This window comes from Burkholderia sp. SRS-25 (assembly GCF_004343765.1).
Lineage (GTDB): Bacteria > Pseudomonadota > Gammaproteobacteria > Burkholderiales > Burkholderiaceae > Burkholderia > Burkholderia contaminans.
Map to the genome: position 1 here is coordinate 212,893 of NZ_PTXM01000016.1, position 18,833 is coordinate 231,725.

Below are 18,833 nucleotides of genomic sequence, written 5' to 3' on the forward strand. Positions count from 1 at the left end.
GAGCGCATGGCGTGCCCGGCGCGCCGCCCTTCGACCGCAGGAGTCCTCTTGAACATCGATCCCGCTTTCGCCGTGCATCTGCTGCACCGCTGCGCGCTCGGCACGCTCGCCACCCATTCGCGCGATCCGCAGGGTTTCCCGTATCCGACGGTCGTCCCGTTTGCACCCGATGCAAGCCATCGTCCCGTGATCCTCGTGAGCGGCCTCGCGGAGCACACGCGCAATCTGGCCGCCGATCCGCGCGCGGGCTTCCTCGTCGTCGACGCGCCCGGCGGCGACGTGCTGAACGCCGAGCGCGCGACGCTGCTCGGCCGGTTCGTGCCGCTCGGCGACGATCCGCACGTCACCGCGCGCTACTGCCGTTATGAGCCGGATGCCGCGCGCTATCTCGCGCTCGGCGATTTCACGTTCCGGGCACTCGACGTCGAGCGGTTGCGCTATATCGGCGGGTTCGGGCGCATGGGCTGGGTCGACGGCGCGCATCTCGATGCGCTGCCGCCGCTCGCGTTCGACGAGGAACAGGCGTTATGGGACGCGTACGACGCCGGCGCCGCGCGCCGCGACGGGCTCGAATTGCTCGGTGTCGATCGCCACGGCGCCGACTGGCGACATGACGGCCGCCGCGTGCGCACACCGTTTGATGCGCCATTGGCCGACGCGGGCGAATTGCGCGAGCGGCTGATTGCGTGCGCGCGGGATGTGACGTGACGTGACGTCGCGGATACCGGCCGGTCCTCGCTTTGCCCGTTTAGCGAGTCGCGCCATCCGATTTTCGTAAAACTGTCGTCCGATGAAAGCTTCTATTTTTCAAATGCAGGGTAATTGCGTATGTTGATAGACCTAATAGGCAATCGCTAATGTCCTAATCTCTGTGTAGGAACGTAAAAATTTGAGAAAAGGCCGCGACCGGTCAAAATGACACACGTGAATTTCAATTGATCTCGGGATTTTCATGAATCTCGCTTCTATCAAATCTTTTTTGTGCTAATCTCTGCCTTCGAAAATCCGAGGCACATATATTTCATGAATGGTGAGCTGGCAGCAGACCGGCGCCATTGGTCAGATAGAAAGGGAAACTATGTCTTCTTACAAGGACCTGCTGGCCCAGCGGGAGAAGCTGGAGAAGCAAATCGAAGAAGCAAAGTCGCGTGAATACGCTGAAGTGCTGAATGACGTGAAGCAGAAAATTGCCGACTATGGCTTTTCGCTCGCCGAACTCGGTCTCAGCCGCGCGAAGGCAGGTAAGGTTGGCCGTCCGCGCGCAGGCGTTGCCGCGAAATATCGCGATCCGGAAACGGGCGCGACGTGGTCGGGCCGCGGCAAGCCGCCGCGCTGGATCGCAGGCAAGAACCGCGAACAGTTTGCGATTTAAACGCCTGTTTAAGTAGCCTGCTCTTCAAAAGAGCCGCGTATCCGTCAAGGAGCGCGGCTTTTTTGTTTTCAGCGGTCGCCGGTTACATGTTGTTGTCATGAAAATGTAATAATCCGGCGTGAATGAAAATGCGACACGTTCGCATAAGCGATTGATTTAAATAAGAAATTTGTGGGTATTGGCGGGGTTTGCGGGGCGCCCTTGATAGAATCGGGTTTCGCACACCGATATCTCATATTTCATGTCCACGTTTTCCGGCGACGCGCAGAGCGCAGATAAGCACGCGGTTGCACGCAAGAGCACGTTCGTCAGTATTGTGCTGAATGTCGTGCTTGCGACATTTCAGATCGTCGTCGGCGTGATCGCACATTCGCAGGCATTGATTGCCGACGGCGTGCATTCGATTTCCGATTTGATCTCGGATTTTGTCGTGCTGGTTGCGAATCGGCATAGCGGCGCATCGCCGGATGCCGACCACAATTACGGCCACAGCCGCTACGAGACCGTCGCCTCGCTGTTTCTCGGCGCGATCCTGATTGCGGTTGGCGTCGGCATGCTCTGGCGGGCCGGCGACCGTCTCGTTAATCTCGAAAACATTCCGGCGGTACATTTTTCCGCGCTGCTCGTCGCGTTGACGGTGCTCGTGTCGAAGGAAGCGCTGTTTCGCTACATGCTGCGCGAAGCGCGGCGCGTCCGTTCGGCGATGCTCGTCGCGAACGCATGGCATGCGCGTTCGGATGCCGCATCGTCGCTCGTCGTTGCGATCGGCATCGTCGGCAGCCTCGCCGGCGTGCGGCTGCTCGACCCGATCGCGGCGGCGATCGTCGGCTTCATGGTCGCGCGCATGGGCTGGACGTTCGGCTATGACGCGTTGCAGGACCTCTCCGATCGCGCGCTCGATACGACCGATACCGCCGAGATCCGCGCGCTGCTCGTGGCGACGCCGGGCGTGCGCGACGTGCACGACCTGCGCACGCGCAAGATGGGCGATGCCGCGCTCGTCGACGCGCACATCCTCGTCGATCCGAAAATCTCCGTTTCCGAAGGGCACTACATTGCCGAGACCGCGCGTGCGCGCGTGCTGACCGACCCGCGCGTGCTCGATGCGCTGATCCATGTCGATCCCGAGAACGACGCGGCGCGCCGTCCGGCGCTCGCGCTGCCGCCGCGCGGCGAGATCGTGACACGGCTCGAGGCCGCGCTCGCGCAGCGCGGGCTGCATGCGGCGGCCATCGACCTGCATTACCTGAGTACGGGGCTCGAGATCGACGTGACGCTTGCCTGCGATACGCACGATACCGACGCGGCGCTGGCCGGCCGGCTCGACGCCGACGCGCTGAAGCGCGAGTTCGGTGCGCACCGGATCGGCTTCACGCGCACGGTGCCCGCGCAGGCGTGACCCGCCGCGGGCTCACGGGATGGAAGGCCGCCGGCGCGTTACAGCGGCAGTTGCGTGTCGAACTTGATCTCGCGCAGCACGACGCTCGTGCGCACTTGCGACACGGCGGGGATCTTGAAGATGCGTTCGTGCAGGAACACGTCGTAGGCCTTGATGTCCGGCGCGACGATCTTGAGGATGTAATCGGCTTCGCCGGTCGTGCTGTAGCACTCGGTGACTTCCGGGCAGGTCGAGATCTCGCGCTCGAACTGCTCGACGCCGCCTTCGTTGTGGCGGGTCAGGTGCACGTGCGCGAGCGCGCAGACGTGCAGGCCGAGCTTCTCGCGATCGAGCAGCGCCGTGTAGCGCTGGATCACGCCCGACTGTTCCATGTCCTTGATACGGCGCCAGCACGGCGTGCTCGACAGGCCGACCTGGTCCGAGATTTCCTGGACCGAGCGGCGCGCGTCGAGCTGCAACAGGCGAAGGATTTTTTGCGAAAAGGAATCGAGCGTCACCTGCGCCTCCATGCGGCAGCTACAACACGCTGAATGTTAGAGGGCCGGGAAAGGAAAGGCAATCTGGCGTCGCGTTGTTGAGCGGGATTCGCTAATTTGCTCGCGGATCCGTGGGATTTTGTCCCGCGCCTGCATTTTCCGAACGATCGGTGTCCGACACCGCGAGGCCGGCGAGCGCAGCCTGCTGGCGGCGCAGGTCGGCAAGCATGTTGCAGAACAGCGCGCCTTGCTCGATCGCGTCGTCGAGTGCGACGTGCGTGTGCGGATGGTCGTCGAACCAGTGCTTCGGAAACCGCGGCTTGATCGCCTTGCGGTACGGCAGGCCCGTCATCGCGAACGCGAGCGTCTTGATGTCGAGCGCCGACCACGAGAACGGGCAGCGTCCCGCGAAGCGCATCATGTACCAGAACATGAACGTGAAATCGAAGCCGGCCGGCATCGCGACGAACACCGGCTTGCCGGGCAGCGCCTCGACCCAGTCGACGTACGCGAGCAGCGCCGCTTCGGGCGCCTGCAGATCCTTTCGGCACGCGGCCCATGCTTCGGGCTCGGTCTTCCACCATGCTTCCTGCACCGGGTGCGCCTGCGCGCCCGGCAGTGTTTCGAGGTTCGCCGAGAACGTCGCGATCAGCTGCTTGTCCTCGGTATAGGCGGCCGAGGCAAAGCTCAGCATCGAATGCGGACCGGGAATCGGGCCGTCGGCCTCGACATCGGTGCTGACGTAGATTTCCGGGATGGCGGTCTGGTTCATCCGAACACCTTGTCGGACACGAACGGGTTCGTGCGGCGCTCGTCGCCGAACGTCGACACCGGGCCATGGCCCGGCACGAACGTCACGTCGTCGCCGAGCGGCCACAGCTTCTCCTTGATCGACCGGACGAGATCCTCGTGATTGCCGCGCGGGAAATCGGTACGACCGATCGAGCCGGCGAACAGCACGTCGCCGACGATCGCGACGCGATGCGCGCGGCTGAAGAACACGACGTGGCCGGGCGTGTGGCCCGGGCAGTGATAGACCTCGAGCGTCTCGTCGCCGAACTGCACGGTGTCGCCGTCGTTCAGCCAGCGATCCGGCTCGAAGGTGTCGGCGGCCGGAAAGCCGAAGCGTTCGCTCTGCATCGGCAGCTTCTCGATCCAGAAGCGCTCTTCTTCCTGCGGCCCCTCGATCGGCACGCCGTAATGCGTCGCGAGCGTCTTCGCGCCCGCGCAGTGATCGATGTGCCCGTGCGTGAGCAGCACCTTCTCGACCTGCACGTTCTGCCGCGCGACTTCCTGTTCGATCCGGTCGAGATCGCCGCCCGGATCGACGACGGCGGCGCGGCCCGTTTTTTCGCAAACGAGCAGCGAGCAGTTCTGCTGGAACGGCGTGACCGGAATGAGCGTGACTTTCATGGAGGCACCGGCGGCTAAAAGGAGCGATTGTACCGGTCGCGCGTGCCGCCTGCCGGTCGCGCGACATGCGTCACGGTGGACGCCTCCGGGCATTCCCGGAGCATGTCGATTGTTACACCCATAGTGAGAATCAATGGTCTGCCGGGGGTGCTTTTCGAGATGACCTTTTGGTTTATGTATAATGCGCCCCATTGAGCGTGAATTTCACGCAATTCGCTGGTGTTTCGGCCCCGTTAAAAGAGGGCGTCGGAGGCACCGTCAAGCATCAGCCGCCGGGGAGTCCGGCGGTGTATCCAGCACCGAATATTCGGTGCTCACGTCTTGTCCGGCCGGGTGCTGCGCGCCCGCCTGCGGCCCTGCTGCCGCGCCGCCGGATGAGGCCTGTGCCGCCGTTCCTGTGAGTCGGTCGTTTCGACGCGCGCGAACGTGGAGCCATGTTCGATGGCGGCATGTGGGGTCTGGTCAGGCTGTTGGGGACAGGTTGCGCCAGACGTGAAAACTAATCAGGACGGTTGCGGCCTAGACGAAAGCCGCGCCCATGCAAGCCGCCTGCTCGCATCCGAGCGGGGCGTGCACGCATTTGCCGTCCGGGCCGCATGTCTGCGCTGTGAATCGGCGTGACGACGGAGCGGCCCGAACCAGAAGGCGACACGTCGATGAATTTACGTTTTCCGAGTCGATTCGGGACCATTGCATTGTTTTTTGCGCTGACGGGCTGCGCGGTGCCACCCAGCCAGACCACCAGCAGCGCGAACCAGAAGAAGGCGGTCGACAAGACGGCCGCTGCCGCGAAGGCGGACGACGACAAGCAGCAACTCAGTTTTGATTCCGCGCTGGCGTCGATGCCGGCTGGCGACAGCAAGGACGCGAAGAAGTCGTCGCTGGCGGACGCCGAGCCGATCGATGGCAAGGATGTGTCCGATTTCCGCCAGACGGGCCGCGCATCGTGGTACGGGCGGGATTTCCACGGCCGCCGCACCGCGAACGGCGAGCGCTTCAACATGAACGCGCTCACCGCCGCACACCGCACGCTGCCGCTGTCGTCGTACATCAAGGTGACGAACGCGTCGACCGGCAAGTGGGTCGTCGTGAAGGTCAACGATCGCGGGCCGTTCAAGCGCGGCCGCGTGCTCGACTTGTCGTATGCGGCTGCCAAGATGATCGGCCTCGTGCACGCCGGCACGGGCCGCGTGAAGATCGAAGGGCTGTCGCCGCAGGAAGCGCGCGAGGCGCGCGACGAAATGTTCGCTTCGGTCTCGGCGAAGTAACGCAGCGGCTCGACCGCTCATGCAAAAGGGCTGCCCGCGGGCAGCCCTTTGTCTTATCTGCGCGGCGCGATGCCGGCGCCGGCTTCCCGGTGCCGGCCGCCTCGCGCGTCAGCTTTCGTCCTTCAGCACGAGCGCGCGCGCATAGAGCGTGTTGCGCGACGCGCCCGTCAGCGCGGCCGCGAGCTTGGCCGCGCTTTTCACCGGCACCTCTTCCAGCAGCAGCTTGAGCAGCGCGTCGTGTGCGGTGTCGTCGGCTTCGCCGCTCGTCGCCGGTGCGCCCTCGACCACCAGCACGAACTCGCCGCGCTGCCGGTTCGCATCGCCGGCGAGCCAGGTCTGTCCTTCGGCCAGGGTGCCCTGGAACAACTGCTCGTGTAGCTTGGTGAGCTCGCGCGCAATCAGCAGCCGGCGCGCGGGGCCGAATGCGTCGGCGAGTGCGGCGACGGTTTCGGCGATCCGGTGCGGCGCTTCGTAGAACACCAGTGCATACGGGTGCGATACCAGCGCCTGCAGCGCGGTCGCGCGTTGTTTTGCCTTCGGCGGCAGGAAGCCCGCGAACGTGAACGCGCCGGCCCAGCCGCCGGCCACGCTCAGCGCGGTCACCGCCGCGCTCGCGCCCGGCAGCGGGATCACCGCGAAGCCGGCGGCGCGCACCGCGTCGACGAGCCGCGCGCCGGGGTCCGAGATGCCGGGCGTGCCGGCGTCCGAAACATAGGCCACGCGTTCGCCGCCGCGCAGCAGTTCGATCACGCGTTGCGCGGCTTCGCGTTCGTTGTGCTCGTGCACGGCGACGAGCGGTTTCGAGATTCCGTAGCGGGCGAGCAGCTGGCCCGTGTTGCGGGTGTCTTCGGCCGCGATGCGGTCGGCGAGGCCGAGCACGTGCAGCGCGCGCAGCGTGATGTCGGCGGTGTTGCCGATCGGCGTGGCGACCACGTAGAGCGCGGCGTCCGGGTAGTGCTGCGTGCGGGCGAGTTCGAGGAGGGCAGTCATGGCAGGCAATGCGCGCAATCGCGGCGCAAGCGGAACAAGGACGGCATTGTGCCACGCGGCGCCGGCCCGGCCGGGCGGCGGGCGCGGTTTGGTACGCGCCGGCGACAACTTTTCGGATGCGGCGCGATCCAAACCGGTCGGCGCGGCGTTCGAGCTCCGTGCGCGGCAGTTTCTCGAACGCCGCGGCCTCGTGTTCGTCGCGGCGAACGTGACGATGCGCGGGGGCGAGCTCGATCTCGTGATGCGCGAGCCCGACGGCATGCTCGTGTTCGTCGAGGTGCGCGCGCGGCGCAGCGTCCGGCATGGCGGCGCGGCCGCGAGCGTCGGCTGGCGCAAGCGGCGTCGGCTGGTGGCGGCTGCGCTCCAGTTCTGGGCGCGGCACGGCGCCGGCGCCGCGTGCCGCTTCGACGTCGTCGCGTTCGAGGCCGGCCGGCTCGTGTGGTTGCGCGACGCATTTCGTGCCGACGATGCGTAGCCGCGAGCTGTGACGAGATGTAAAGAGTTCTTGCCGGACCCCCGGAGAGGGTGCCGGAGTACGGTAAACTCGCCGCACCCACGATGTCGCGCGATGCGTGCCGCGCGCCCAGTTCACCAGGAATCGATGTCAGTCGAACGTATTCAGCAACATTTCCGCGACAGCGCCGCGCTTCACGCCGAAGCTGCCGACGCGCTGTCGCTGCCGATCGCAGCCGCGGTCGATGCGATGTTCGCCGCGCTGGCGAACGGCAACAAGATCGTCGCTTGCGGTGACGGCCCGTCGGCCGCCGCCGCGCATTACCTCGCCGTATCGCTCGTCGGCGGCTTCGAGCGCGAGCGCCCGGGCCTGCCCGCGATCGCGCTGGCCACCGATGCGTCGCAGGGCGGCCTCGCGGGCGCGGTGTCCGCCGATCAGCTGTTCGCGCAGCAGGTGCGCGTGCTCGGCCAGACCGGCGACATCCTGCTGGTGCTCGATCCGGCCGGCGCGTCGCCGCGCGTGCTGGCGGCGATCGACGAAGCGCACGAGCGCGAGATGACCGTCGTCGCGCTGACGGGCGGCGAAGGCCACGCGGTCGCCGCCGCACTGTCCGATACCGATATTCCGATCAGCGTGCCCGCCGTTCGCGCGGCGCGCATCCACGAAGTCCATCTGCTGACCATCCACTGCCTGTGCGACGGCATCGACGCGATGCTGCTGGGTGAGGATTGAACGAAGGAGAGCCGTCGATGAATCAAAGCCGCGTCAAACAGACGCTCGTCAGAACCACGCTGCTCGCTGCGTTGACGGCGGGCCTCGCCGTGTCGCTGCAGGGTTGTGTGCTCGGGGTCGTGGGCGCAGCGGCCGGCGGCGGCGCGCTGATCGCGACCGATCGCCGTACGCTCGGTGCGCAGACGGAGGATCGCGAGATCCAGGTCAAGTCGCTCTCGCAGATCAACAACGGGCTGCCCGACCAGTCCCACGTGAACGTGACGGTGTTCAACCGCCGCGTGCTGCTGACGGGTGAAGTGCCGAACGATGCATCGAAGCAGCGCGCCGAGGAAATCGTGCGCGCCATCAACAACGTGAACGGCATCGTCAACGAGCTGTCGGTCGAGCCGGCGTCGTCGCTGTCGTCGCGCGCGAACGACTCGTACCTCGAAGGGCGCGTGAAGTCCGAGCTGATCGCGACGAAGGGCATCTCGGCGAACTACTACAAGGTCGTCAGCGAACGCGGCAACCTTTACCTGATGGGGCTCGTGACGGTCGACGAGGGCAATCGCGGTGCGGAAGCCGCCAGCCAGGTGCCGGGCGTCGAGAAGGTCGTGAAGGTGTTCCAGTACGTGAAGCCTCAGGACGCGCAGGCGCTGCAGAACGCATCGCCCGCAAGCGGCGCATCCGGCGCGCAGGCCGCCGCCGCGCCGGCGGATACCGCGACGGTGGGCGCCGTGCCCGACGCGTCGGTGCAGTCCACGCCGCTGCAGCCGCCCGCACCGATCTCGAATTCGTCGAACGTGCACCCGGGCAACCCGAAGGCCCCGTCGCAATGAAGAACAGGCAGATGAAGCAGATGAAACAGTGGACGGTGCAGGGCGCCGCAATCGCGGCGCTCGTGGTTGGCACGCTGGGCGTCGCGCACGCGGATGTCGGTGACGGCCTGAAGGTCGCGCGCGGCAACGCGTGCATGGGCTGCCACGCGGTGGACCGCAAGCTCGTCGGCCCGTCGTTCAAGGATATCGCCGCCCGCTACAAGGCTGATCCGCAGGCCGTGGCCAAGCTGTCGAAGAAGGTGAAGGAAGGCGGCTCGGGCGTCTGGGGCGCCATTCCGATGCCCGCGCACCCGCGCATGAGCGACGCCGACGTGCGTTCGGTGGTCGAATGGGTGCTGGCTGGCGCGCCGTCAAAGTAAGGTTCGAGGGGCGATTCAACCCCTATTGCCAAGCGCAGAAATGCGTGTGTATGATTGTTGACTGTTGGGGCGGTAGCTCAGCTGGGAGAGCGTCGCGTTCGCAATGCGAAGGTCGGGAGTTCGATCCTCCTCCGCTCCACCAACGGGATTCGAAGGGCCGATCGCGTCTTGAGGCAGGAAGGGTAATGCTGCACCGGGTGCAGCGTTGTGCTTCCCCCGGGCGTACAGCCTTATGTATCGCAAACAAAAAGCCGGCCTCGTGTCGGCTTTTTGCTTTTCTGCTCGACATCGGCGTGTGTGCACGTTGCTTCGTCGACTTCCTCTTCAGCCGCGTGTTTTTCCGCGCGAATCGCTCGATCCCCTCGGGCTGCGGTCGGCGCCGCCCCCGCGTGATGCCGGAATCCGTCATTTTTCGTCAGATTGTGTCGGCAGCCGGCATGGATACACGTAGGGTGCCGAAATATTTCCGTTAATTTGATATGCTCGCTGTCACAAATCGGTAGTGTGACCGCGCGATGACGCGCGTCGCGAAGCCGAAGCCAACAGGTCGACAACAATATTGAGAGAGCGGCTGTGTCGATAAACGAAACAATAAGCAGCTTTGCATCGGGGGTGGTCGACTGGAACCGTCGACCAGTCGCCTTGAATTTCGGCAAGGCGCAAGACGCACTGGGGCACTTGCTTGCGCTGCAGCACGCGCACGTGCACGAAGGGTTGATGACCGGCATTCGCGGGCATCTGACCTGCGTGTCGGCGCGCCACAACCTGCCGCCGCGGCTGTTTCTCGGCGTCCCTGTCTCGATCCGGCTCGTCACCGATCGGGGGCAGTTGCACTTCGTCAACGCGATCATCCAGGACGTGCAGATCGGCCAGAGCGACGGCGAGCTGTGCGTGTACCAACTGACCGTATGCGATGCCCTGTCGTTGATGGACAAGCGCACGAATTCCCGCGTATTCCGTCAGAGCAGCGTCGTCGACATCCTCTCGACACTGTTTACTGAATGGCGTCAGCGCAGCCCGGCGCTGGCGGCGGCCTTTGAGTTCGACCTGTCGGGCTTGAGTCGCGACCGATATCCAGCGCGCGAACTGACACGCCAGGTCAACGAATCGGATGCGAAGTTCGTGCGCCGCCTGTTGCGACGCGAGGGCATTACGGTGTTTGCCAAGGCCGGCGCGGGCAAGGGCAATAGCCACGATGACACGCCCGCGCATACGCTCGTGTGCTGTGACGATCCGATGTCGTTGCCCCAGGCGCCGGCCGGTACGGTGCGGCTGCATCCGCGCGACGCCGCGACCGAGGAGCGTGACACCGTCACGTTGTTCGCCCTGCATCAGCGTCTGACACCCGGTCAGGTCGGTCGCCCGTCGTGGGACTACAAGAAAGCGCGTATCGACGAGTCGATGGTCGCGGCGAGCCTCGACCAGGGCGAGGCCGGCAACGACCTGGCGCAATTGCTGACCGACGTCGCGATCGACATCCCGCATGCGGGCGACTCGTGGAGCGATCACGAGCGCCTCACGCGCGCCCGGATGCTCGCGCATCAGTTCGAAGCCGAGCGTTACGACGGCGTGAGCAGCGTACGCGACCTTGCCGTCGGCACATGGGTCACGCTGACCGGGGATCCCGAACGGGACATGCAGCCCACCGACCAGCGGCAGTTCGTGATCACGTCGATCGACCACGACGTCTGGAACAATCTGCCGAAGGGGCTGACCGACCGCGTGCAGGCGCTGTTTGCGGCGAGCCGGCACCTGGCTTATCCGTCGCCATTGCAGCAGCCTGCCGCAGCGACCGAGCCCGACACGCGCTACGAGAATCATTTCACCTGCGTGCGGCGTGGCGTACCGCTGGCGCCCGCATACGACCCGAAGATCGACCTGCCGCCCGTGCATCTGCTGACCGGCACGATCGTCGGCCAGCAGGGCGAGGAAGTGTTCTGCGATGCCGATGGCCGCGTCCGCGTACGGATTCACGGGCTCGATCCGGCCGACCATGCACACGCGCAGGGCGCGGGCACGAACGACAACGCCGGCGACAGCGCGCCGATCCGTGTCGGGGCGAGTCTCGCCGGCGGAAGCTTCGGCGCGCTCTTTCTGCCGCGTGTCGGCATGGAAGTCCTGATCGGCAGCCTCGGCGGCGATCCGGACCGGCTGGTCATCATCAACGTGCTGAGCAACGGCGTGAATCCGCCGGCGGCATTCACCCATATCGGCAATCTCCCCGGCAACCGCTATGTGTCGGGGATCAAGACCAAGGAAATCAAGGGGAGCCGGTATAACCAGCTGCGTCTCGACGATACGCCGGGACAGATTTCCAGCCAGCTGGCGAGCGAGCACGCGCACTCTCAACTGAATCTGGGGTACCTGACGCAGCCCCGCCAGGACGGCCGGGGCCAGGACCGTGGAGAGGGCGCGGAATTGCGTACCGACGCGGCTGCCGCGCTGCGGGCCGCGCAGGGGATTCTGCTGACGACCTATGCACGCTCGCAGGCGAGCGGCGGGCAGCTCGATCGTGACGAGTTGTTGCGACTGCTCGGCGAGTGCACCGAGTTGTTCAAGTCGCTGGGCGACTACGCCGGTCAGCATGGCGGTCAGGCCGCCGATACGGCGGGCCAGCAGGCCGTTGCCGCTGCGTTCAAGGGGTGGACGCCCGGCAGCGGCGCGTCGGGCACCACCGGCACTGGCGATGCGGCCGGGTCGCAGGCGCTGATGGCGTTCGGCGCGCAAGCCGGTTCGGTTGCGATCACGCCGAAGACGCACGTGACCTACGCCGGCGAGAACATCGACCAGGTCGCGCAGCAACATGTCCAGCTGACGAGCGGGCAGCGCATCGCGTTGCACGGCGGGCGCGGCGTTGCGATGTTCGCCCACAGCGATGGCGTGTCGGCGATCGCGAATCAGGGCAAGGTGACGCTGCAGAGTCAGAACGACGACACGCAGATCGATTCCGCGAAGAACATTCAGTTCACGGCGGCCGGCGGCAAGCTCGCAGGCATGGCGAGCGACGAGGTGGTGTTCACGACGTCCGGCGGCGCGTACCTGAAACTGCACGGCAGCGATATCGAGCTGGGGTGCCCGGGCAGTTTCACGGTGAAGTCCGCTGGGCACTCGTGGCAGGGGCCGGCGAGCATGAGCACGGACATGCCGAAGTTCGATCATGCGCCGCTCGGGCGTGTGCCGAAGCTCGTGCGGGCGACCGATGGGCAGGCCGTCGAGGGCATGCAGGCGGAAATCACGAAGGCGTCGGGCGAAGTGATCAAGGGGCAGTCCGATGCCGCGGGCAAGCTTGCTCCTATCCAGAGCAACCAGTTCGAGCCGTTCGTCGTGAATTTCTTCAAGAACAAGATCTGACCGGGGATAAAAGTAATCATGGCAGACACAGCCGATACTGCACCGGCTAGTCCGGGTGCATCTGAAAACAATCCGCCGGCGCAGGATGCAGCGAGTGGCGGTGGCGGTCTCGATCCGCGTACGCCTGCGGGCGGGGGAACGTCGGGAGGCGGTGACGATTCGCAGAATCGCTATCTGGTCGCCAACGGCAATGGCGTGGTAACGCTCAACCAATCCGACTACCTGTGCGTGATGCAGATGCCGTTGCCGGGCATCGTGATTTTCGTGCACGGGGTCAACTCGGAAGGGGAGTGGTTTGAGCCGGGTGAGGAGGGGCTTTGTGCGGGCTTGAACAAGCGCCTTGGGCGTGAGGAAGATCAGTTGACGCACCGCGGGCCGCAGGGCGGCCAGATGGGTCCGATGCATTACACGGCGAGCCTAACGGATGATGGATTCATTAACCCGAAGCTCACGTCGAAAACCTACCTCCAACCAGACGAAAATACTTACTCGCCTGTCATCCATTTCCGTTGGGGCTACAAAGCGAACGCGGAGGAGCTGAAGCGTTACGGCGAGTCGATTTTCCTGAACGAAAAGAATTATTGGGGGGGCGGTCCATTCGCAAATGGATGCGGCAGCCTGCCGGATCTCTGGAACGCGGGTGTCGATCCACGCATCTTCGGGTTCATCAATGTGCAGGGCATTAACCCCACGCAGCGGCCGATCTTCGAGACTCCGCCGCGCATGTATAACGTGATGGGCGCACTGCGGCTGGCGAAACTCATTGGCTCGATCCGCAAGGTTCAGAAGGATGTCCCGATTACGGTGGTGTGCCATAGCCAGGGCAACATGGTTGGCATTGCCTCTGCGTTCCTCGGTGACAGGCTTTCGGCGAAGGCTGGCGTGAGATGCGTAGCCGATACCTATGTGCTGGCCAACCCACCGTACGGTGTTGTCGGTTCCATCGAGGGCGATAACTCACCGTTCATGGAACACTGGACTGAGCGTAACGACAAGGATTCCCACGGTAATCGCGGTCGGGTTGAATCTCAGGCGCGGGTGAACACCTTGAAGGCGTTTTTCGAACTGATTGCGCAGAGCAAGGATTCGGAAGACCAGCGCGACCCGCTCGACTACCGGATGACGATGGCGAACATGAAGCCGCGCGAAGACGGCAAGCCAGCCTATGATCCCGACAACGATAGAAAGCAGTATGGCGTCCAGAACTACACCTACGGGCGTGTGACCTTGTACTCATGCCCACACGATCAAGTGATTTCCGCTGCGCCGGTCCAGGGGATGGGCTGGCGTGGATTGCATCCGAAAGAGGTGGAGCTCGTAAAGGGCTCGAGCCTTTTTACGCAGCGCGTCTTCGCCACCAATTTTCAGGTCGGCCAGGAGGCGCCGGTTGTCTACCGGACATGGGAGGATGATTGGCGTTACGGAAGAGGGTCGTCGAAGCTGTTTTTCTATCCGACATCGCCGCCTGCCAAATACGACCTGGTCAAGGCGCTGCGAGGCAATCCGAAGTGGTATGGCAAGGTCGGAACCATCGCTTTCGCCCCAGCGTTGTATATCGTGACGATGGCAACGTCCGCATTCGGCATGTTTCGCACTAACGCTGATCCGCCGAAGGGCTGGCACGTGCTGTGTGATGCGCCGGGCCTGCCGGAACCCTTCTTCCCGCAGGCGATCCGCTTTGGCGCGGTCGTGCAAGTGAGGGATGGCGACGCGGAGAGCGATTTCAACGAGGACAACGATCCGGTGGCGGCTCAGCGTAACAAGAACAAGACAACCATAAACACGGCAGATCCATACGACACTTACAATGCCAAGGGCAAGCACGCAGCCGAGATGGCGCCGCACGGAGATGCGAGCACCGAAGCGTCACAGCGTTACGAAGATCGCGCGATCGCACGCATGGAGGCGCGCCACAAAGACAACCCGGAATGGGTCAAGGGTGGCGAGGTCGTTGGTGAGGCCGGCCCCGATGCACAGATGCCGGACGGGTATCAGAAATGGCGAAACAAGCAGATCGTGCAAATTCTCGACGCGAAAGTGAATAACCCGACGAACCACTCGACGATCATGACCAATCCGATGCACGCGGAAAAGGCGTTGGCCTATGATGTCGCGATTGGTATCTGTCGAATTTCCCAGCAACAGTTGAACGATTTCAGGAAAGAAGCCGACTGGCGGTTTGGCAAGCAGTTGGAAAAAGACAATCCGAATAGGATTTATTCCGACTACTTCGAGAAAGGGAAAATGAATGGCGACTTTCTGCAGGATTGGGTGCTTAAAGACGCCGAAGCGACGCTGCCTGAATCGATAGACGACAAGCGCCAGGGTGGTGCGTTTCTCTGTATCGGGGGGGGCGTATGAGATCGTTGTTCGCTTCCCGGTCACGACGCCTCGTACTGGCATTCGTTGGAGTACTACTTGTGATGAGCATCGTTGCTATCGAAGCGATAGGCCACGGCGCACAGACGCGAAGCATGGGAGAAGAAATGACACGATGGATTGGATTGCCGGCCCTGGCTGGGATCGCTGTTTTTGCATTTGCCACGGCGTGGTCATCTTCGTCCGCGGAGGCTGCACAGCCAGTTTCTACACCGATACCTTCGGCGCCAGTCCAGGAGAAGCAGTTTCTCGCACAGGTCGTCGGTCTGGAATGGCTCAATCCATTGCAACGCCGTGACTATCCGACGGAATGGCAATTGCTGTGGACAATGGGGCTCGTCAAGCCGAACAAGAACGACGATATGGTCAGAACGGATCCAAAGAGCTTTTCGTCGGTTAGACCAGTTGCGATTGTTGCGGACGGCAACAATGGCAGAGAGAGCTTCGACGGATACTATGAAAAATACATCAGCTCACTCCTGGGCCTGTTTGCCGAGAAATACGTGATGAACGGTCACTATTTCTACACGGTACAGCCACACGATCCGAGGCAATGGCGAGAGCTGGCCGGCATTCGTGTCGAGTTCGCGATACCTCAGCGGCTGGTGCCCAAAGAGGCAAAAGATTACCTGGCCTACCAAATCAAGGACTATTTCGAGATTGGCAACAAGTCGGCAACGGACCTGTGGAGCAAGGATCTTCCAGCGGACATTCAGATCCACGTCGGCGGCGCCAATGCCGGCTTCACGTCGCTGAACGCCGCGCTCGACTATCTGCAGAAGCATCCGCAGGAAAGCGTATGGGTGATGAACTGGGACGCACCCAGCTTTCCGCCCAAAGACGAGCAGATGAACGAGAACCTTACCGTGCTGTTCCTCGCGGGCCCCGATCTGAAGACCGAACGCGAGCCACTCGCATGGATCGGCAAGGCTGCGACGAGCAAGGTAAGTGACTACGAAGCGAAGGCCGGCACCACGCGTGCGGTCCAGGCGTGGAAAGCGACGATCAAGCAGGCGGCTCAAAACGCAAACGTCGACCCCGCAAGCATCCAGTTCGTCGTGCACGACGCAGGCAAGGGCAGCGATGCCGCATCGTCGCGTCTGGCCTCGCTGTCGCAGACGCTCACGGAAACGCTGCCCGAATTCGACTACACGAAGCAGGTCTTCAACACGCCGGCACTGCTTGGCGACATGGGTGCGGGCACTGCGCTGACGGACATCGCGCTCGCGATCGGTCGGGTCAACCATTTCGGCGGCAATGCACTGGTTGCAGGTACAACGGATGCTAGCCACCCGACTGCCGTCGTCGTGCTGCCGCCGTCGAAGCTCACGCCGATCAATTCGAACGCCGACTGGTTCCGCGCTCGCGGCGAAAACAATGCGTATCTGCCGTGGTGGGGGCGTCGTCACGACACGAACTACGGCATCCAGGGTTACTCGTACTGAGGAGCATCCATGCGCGGCATTATTCGGGTGGGGGACGTGCATAGCCACGGTGGCCGCGTAGAGACCGGTGCCCCGAACAGTGAAGTCATGGGGCGCGCGGTCGCCCGTCAGGGCGATCGCTGCACGTGCCCGCTGCATGGCGAGGTCGTGATCATCGATGGCGAAGCCGGTTTCGACGTGGAGGGCGCACCCGCGTCGTTCGACGGTCATAAAACCTCGTGCGGCGCGGTGCTCATTTCGTCAGTCGCCACCTCCGGTCTTTCCTGATCTGGGTGTGATGACGCATTCCAATTCCCCGGAATGCCGCAGAACAGAATTGTTCGATCCGCGAGTCTCCTCCGAGTGGCACGAATCGGAAATGTGGGGCGTTCTGCTCGACACGCCTGGTCACCAGGGATTCCCAAACAACGAGACATGATCGCGGAAGCGCGGGCGTCAGATGATGCTCAAATTGGTCGCGTGGTTATTTCGCTCGCTTGCCTGTTTTCGAACAGGCCGGTGTTCTACGTTAAGCAACATTCGATGCAAATGGCTGCCTGGGTTGGGGCAGAGGCCGGTGCAAACAAATGACACGATGGATCGGACTGCTAGCCTTGGCGGGGATTGCAGTTTTCGCTTTTGCGACAGCATGTTCTGCGTCAACTGCTGACGCTGCGCAGTCTGTCGCTGCGCCGACATCCTTGGCGTCCGCCCAGGAGAAACCATTTCTCGTGCAAGTCGTGGGGTTAGAATGGCTCAATCCCCTTCAGCGCCGTGACTATCCGACGGAATGGCAATTGCTGTGGACAATGGGGCTCGTCAAGCCGAACAAGAACGACGATATGGTTAGAACAGACCCCAAGAGCTTTTCATCGGTTAAACCTGTCGCTATTGTCGCAGATGGAAACGGTGGCGATGAATCCTTGAAGGGATTTTATAGGAAATACATCAGTACTCTCCTCGTTCTGCTTCACGGTAAATACGCGATGAATGGCCATTATTTTTATACGGTCCAACCATCTGACAAGCAGCACTGGCGGGAGTTGGCGGGCATTCGGGTTGAACTCGCCATTCCCTCGCGACTGTCACCGCAGGATGCCCGCTCGCGTCTTGGCAACGAGATGATCACGGCCTTTTCAATTGGGAGCAAATCTTTCCCCGATCTATGGAGTAAAGATACGCCGCCCGATATTCAGATCCATGTCGGCAACGCAAATGCCGGCTTCACGTCACTGAACGCCGCGCTCGACTACCTGCAGGCGCACCCGCAGGAAAGCGTATGGGTGATGAACTGGGACGCACCCAGCTTTCCGCCCAAAGACGAGCAGATGAACGAGAACCTTACCGTGCTGTTCCTCGCGGGCCCCGATCTGAAGACCGAACGCGAGCCACTCGCATGGATCGGTAAGGCTGCGACGAGCAAGGTAAGTGACTACGAAGCGAAGGCCGACACGACGCGCGCAGTCCAGGCATGGAAGGCGACGATCAGGCAGGCGGCTCAAAACGCAAACGTCGACCCCGCAAGCATCCAGTTCGTCGTGCACGACGCAGGCAAGGGCAGCGACGCGGCGTCGACGCGTCTCACCTCTCTGTCACAGACACTCACGGAAACCCTGCCGGAATTCGACTACACGAAGCAGGTCTTCAACACGCCGGCGCTGCTTGGCGATATGGGCGCAGGCACGGCGCTGACGGACGTCGCGCTCGCGATCGGCCGGATCAACCATTTCGGCGGCAATGCACTGGTTGCCGGTACAACGGACGCCAGTCACCCGACTGCCGTCGTCGTGCTGCCGCCGTCGAAGCTCACACCGATCAACCCGGACGGAGACTGGTTCCGCGCACGTGGCGAGAACAATGCGTATCTGCCGTGGTGGGGGCGTCGTCACGACACGGATTACGGCATCCAGGGTTACTCGTACTGAACCTGACTGCGAAGCCGTGAAGTAACGTCGGCCAACATGGTGCGAGAACAGGCGGAGATCAGGTCATCAACTCGTGGATAAGCCTGAACGTCGGCATCGCCAACGCGGCAAACCCCACTGTAATAACCGCGAGAATCACGGTTCTCTTCCGCAGCACCGCGAAGATGACGAACGACAGCGCGTAGGACGCGCAGGTCAGCAGGACGAGCCACCACAACGTTGCGTAGCCGGCGCCGCCTTCGAAGTTCGACACGTTCCGCGTGATCAGCGGGGCGACATAGCCAGCGGCGGTCATGCTCGCGGGCAGGCCCAGCACCGAATACAGGACGTAGACGATGAGCTGTCGCGGTGTCGGATCGGAAGACGTCATGACGGGCGGTTCTTTTTCGGGTGGAGACGGGCCGCCGAACCGCTCGCCGTGCGGGCCGATTCAGGCAGCCGGCAGGATGCGGGCGTTTCCGGTGTTTGGCAAC

18 protein-coding genes and 1 tRNA gene are annotated in these 18,833 nt (G+C 63.2%); 14 read left to right on the plus strand and 5 right to left on the minus strand.

Annotated elements, in window-relative coordinates; all coding sequences use genetic code 11:
• Nucleotides 1-48 precede the first annotated feature (48 nt).
• The 3 genes from C5O79_RS23035 to C5O79_RS23045 all read left to right on the plus strand — a co-directional run bounded on the left by C5O79_RS23035 (nucleotide 49) and on the right by C5O79_RS23045 (nucleotide 2,771).
• Nucleotides 49-708: a pyridoxamine 5'-phosphate oxidase family protein gene (locus tag C5O79_RS23035; protein WP_047851450.1), complete on the plus strand. Its 660-nt coding sequence runs from the start codon at nucleotides 49-51 to the stop codon at nucleotides 706-708.
• A 370-nt stretch (nucleotides 709-1,078) separates the two neighbouring features.
• Entirely contained in the window at nucleotides 1,079-1,372 is a 294-nt protein-coding gene (locus C5O79_RS23040; protein ID WP_006491875.1) for an H-NS histone family protein, read from the plus strand.
• Nucleotides 1,373-1,613: 241 nt separating this feature from the next.
• Nucleotides 1,614-2,771: a cation diffusion facilitator family transporter gene (locus tag C5O79_RS23045; RefSeq protein ID WP_046547435.1), complete on the plus strand. Its 1,158-nt coding sequence runs from the start codon at nucleotides 1,614-1,616 to the stop codon at nucleotides 2,769-2,771.
• 38 nt (nucleotides 2,772-2,809) lie between these two features.
• On the opposite strand, the gene C5O79_RS23050 is transcribed toward C5O79_RS23045, so the two are convergent.
• From C5O79_RS23050 to C5O79_RS23060, 3 genes are all read right to left on the minus strand, one after another.
• Nucleotides 2,810-3,280 (minus strand): Lrp/AsnC family transcriptional regulator, encoded by a 471-nt coding sequence (locus C5O79_RS23050; RefSeq protein ID WP_011882933.1) that lies wholly within the window; start codon nucleotides 3,278-3,280, stop codon nucleotides 2,810-2,812.
• 79 nt (nucleotides 3,281-3,359) lie between these two features.
• Entirely contained in the window at nucleotides 3,360-4,019 is a 660-nt protein-coding gene (locus tag C5O79_RS23055; protein WP_039346779.1) for an exonuclease, read from the minus strand.
• The gene (locus C5O79_RS23060) at nucleotides 4,016-4,660 is read right to left on the minus strand and encodes an MBL fold metallo-hydrolase (protein ID WP_039346776.1); all 645 of its coding nucleotides are present in this window, start codon (nucleotides 4,658-4,660) and stop codon (nucleotides 4,016-4,018) included. Before C5O79_RS23060 ends, C5O79_RS23055 begins: the two co-directional genes overlap by 4 nt.
• Nucleotides 4,661-5,316: 656 nt before the next feature.
• Here C5O79_RS23060 and C5O79_RS23070 point away from each other — a divergent pair.
• A complete protein-coding gene (locus C5O79_RS23070; protein ID WP_046547434.1) occupies nucleotides 5,317-5,928 on the plus strand; it encodes a septal ring lytic transglycosylase RlpA family protein in 612 nt (203 codons plus the stop codon).
• A 108-nt stretch (nucleotides 5,929-6,036) separates the two neighbouring features.
• Here the strand turns inward: C5O79_RS23070 and rsmI are convergent, their stop codons facing one another.
• Nucleotides 6,037-6,918: a 16S rRNA (cytidine(1402)-2'-O)-methyltransferase gene (gene rsmI, locus C5O79_RS23075; protein WP_047851449.1), complete on the minus strand. Its 882-nt coding sequence runs from the start codon at nucleotides 6,916-6,918 to the stop codon at nucleotides 6,037-6,039.
• 46 nt (nucleotides 6,919-6,964) lie between these two features.
• Between rsmI and C5O79_RS23080 the strand changes: the two genes are divergently transcribed.
• From C5O79_RS23080 to C5O79_RS23125, 10 genes are all read left to right on the plus strand, one after another.
• Complete coding sequence (locus C5O79_RS23080; protein ID WP_174242112.1) at nucleotides 6,965-7,393, plus strand: YraN family protein; 429 nt, start codon at nucleotides 6,965-6,967, stop codon at nucleotides 7,391-7,393.
• A gap of 126 nt (nucleotides 7,394-7,519) precedes the next feature.
• Complete coding sequence (locus C5O79_RS23085; RefSeq protein ID WP_039346770.1) at nucleotides 7,520-8,104, plus strand: SIS domain-containing protein; 585 nt, start codon at nucleotides 7,520-7,522, stop codon at nucleotides 8,102-8,104.
• A gap of 17 nt (nucleotides 8,105-8,121) precedes the next feature.
• Nucleotides 8,122-8,922, plus strand: coding sequence for a BON domain-containing protein (locus C5O79_RS23090; protein ID WP_047851447.1), 801 nt, complete (start codon nucleotides 8,122-8,124; stop codon nucleotides 8,920-8,922).
• The gene (locus C5O79_RS23095; protein ID WP_047851446.1) at nucleotides 8,919-9,281 is read left to right on the plus strand and encodes a c-type cytochrome; all 363 of its coding nucleotides are present in this window, start codon (nucleotides 8,919-8,921) and stop codon (nucleotides 9,279-9,281) included. The genes C5O79_RS23090 and C5O79_RS23095 overlap by 4 nt, the downstream gene beginning before the upstream one ends.
• 66 nt (nucleotides 9,282-9,347) lie before the next feature.
• Nucleotides 9,348-9,423, plus strand: a tRNA-Ala gene (locus C5O79_RS23100).
• A gap of 431 nt (nucleotides 9,424-9,854) precedes the next feature.
• Nucleotides 9,855-12,632 (plus strand): type VI secretion system Vgr family protein, encoded by a 2,778-nt coding sequence (locus C5O79_RS23105; protein ID WP_131931785.1) that lies wholly within the window; start codon nucleotides 9,855-9,857, stop codon nucleotides 12,630-12,632.
• An 18-nt stretch (nucleotides 12,633-12,650) separates the two neighbouring features.
• The gene (locus C5O79_RS23110) at nucleotides 12,651-14,993 is read left to right on the plus strand and encodes a hypothetical protein (RefSeq protein WP_226237381.1); all 2,343 of its coding nucleotides are present in this window, start codon (nucleotides 12,651-12,653) and stop codon (nucleotides 14,991-14,993) included.
• Nucleotides 14,990-16,456: a hypothetical protein gene (locus C5O79_RS23115; protein ID WP_047851444.1), complete on the plus strand. Its 1,467-nt coding sequence runs from the start codon at nucleotides 14,990-14,992 to the stop codon at nucleotides 16,454-16,456. Before C5O79_RS23110 ends, C5O79_RS23115 begins: the two co-directional genes overlap by 4 nt.
• A gap of 9 nt (nucleotides 16,457-16,465) precedes the next feature.
• The gene (locus tag C5O79_RS23120; RefSeq protein WP_047851443.1) at nucleotides 16,466-16,723 is read left to right on the plus strand and encodes a PAAR domain-containing protein; all 258 of its coding nucleotides are present in this window, start codon (nucleotides 16,466-16,468) and stop codon (nucleotides 16,721-16,723) included.
• A gap of 299 nt (nucleotides 16,724-17,022) precedes the next feature.
• Nucleotides 17,023-18,360, plus strand: a complete 1,338-nt coding sequence (locus tag C5O79_RS23125; RefSeq protein ID WP_063794576.1) for a hypothetical protein — start codon at nucleotides 17,023-17,025, stop codon at nucleotides 18,358-18,360.
• A gap of 58 nt (nucleotides 18,361-18,418) precedes the next feature.
• Here C5O79_RS23125 and C5O79_RS23130 read toward each other — a convergent pair whose 3' ends face one another.
• Complete coding sequence (locus C5O79_RS23130; RefSeq protein ID WP_047851442.1) at nucleotides 18,419-18,730, minus strand: hypothetical protein; 312 nt, start codon at nucleotides 18,728-18,730, stop codon at nucleotides 18,419-18,421.
• Nucleotides 18,731-18,833 lie beyond the last annotated feature (103 nt).

Coding starts and splice junctions, on each gene's coding strand:
- C5O79_RS23045 (WP_046547435.1), top strand. CDS start 1,614: ATGTCCACGTTTTCCGGCGACGCGCAGAGCGCAGATAAGCACGCGGTT.
- C5O79_RS23095 (WP_047851446.1), top strand. CDS start 8,919: ATGAAGAACAGGCAGATGAAGCAGATGAAACAGTGGACGGTGCAGGGC.
- C5O79_RS23110 (WP_226237381.1), top strand. CDS start 12,651: ATGGCAGACACAGCCGATACTGCACCGGCTAGTCCGGGTGCATCTGAA.
- C5O79_RS23120 (WP_047851443.1), top strand. CDS start 16,466: ATGCGCGGCATTATTCGGGTGGGGGACGTGCATAGCCACGGTGGCCGC.
- C5O79_RS23050 (WP_011882933.1), bottom strand. CDS start 3,280: ATGGAGGCGCAGGTGACGCTCGATTCCTTTTCGCAAAAAATCCTTCGC.
- C5O79_RS23085 (WP_039346770.1), top strand. CDS start 7,520: ATGTCAGTCGAACGTATTCAGCAACATTTCCGCGACAGCGCCGCGCTT.
- C5O79_RS23090 (WP_047851447.1), top strand. CDS start 8,122: ATGAATCAAAGCCGCGTCAAACAGACGCTCGTCAGAACCACGCTGCTC.
- C5O79_RS23040 (WP_006491875.1), top strand. CDS start 1,079: ATGTCTTCTTACAAGGACCTGCTGGCCCAGCGGGAGAAGCTGGAGAAG.
- C5O79_RS23055 (WP_039346779.1), bottom strand. CDS start 4,019: ATGAACCAGACCGCCATCCCGGAAATCTACGTCAGCACCGATGTCGAG.
- C5O79_RS23130 (WP_047851442.1), bottom strand. CDS start 18,730: ATGACGTCTTCCGATCCGACACCGCGACAGCTCATCGTCTACGTCCTG.
- C5O79_RS23125 (WP_063794576.1), top strand. CDS start 17,023: ATGACACGATGGATCGGACTGCTAGCCTTGGCGGGGATTGCAGTTTTC.
- rsmI (WP_047851449.1), bottom strand. CDS start 6,918: ATGACTGCCCTCCTCGAACTCGCCCGCACGCAGCACTACCCGGACGCC.
- C5O79_RS23060 (WP_039346776.1), bottom strand. CDS start 4,660: ATGAAAGTCACGCTCATTCCGGTCACGCCGTTCCAGCAGAACTGCTCG.
- C5O79_RS23115 (WP_047851444.1), top strand. CDS start 14,990: ATGAGATCGTTGTTCGCTTCCCGGTCACGACGCCTCGTACTGGCATTC.
- C5O79_RS23070 (WP_046547434.1), top strand. CDS start 5,317: ATGAATTTACGTTTTCCGAGTCGATTCGGGACCATTGCATTGTTTTTT.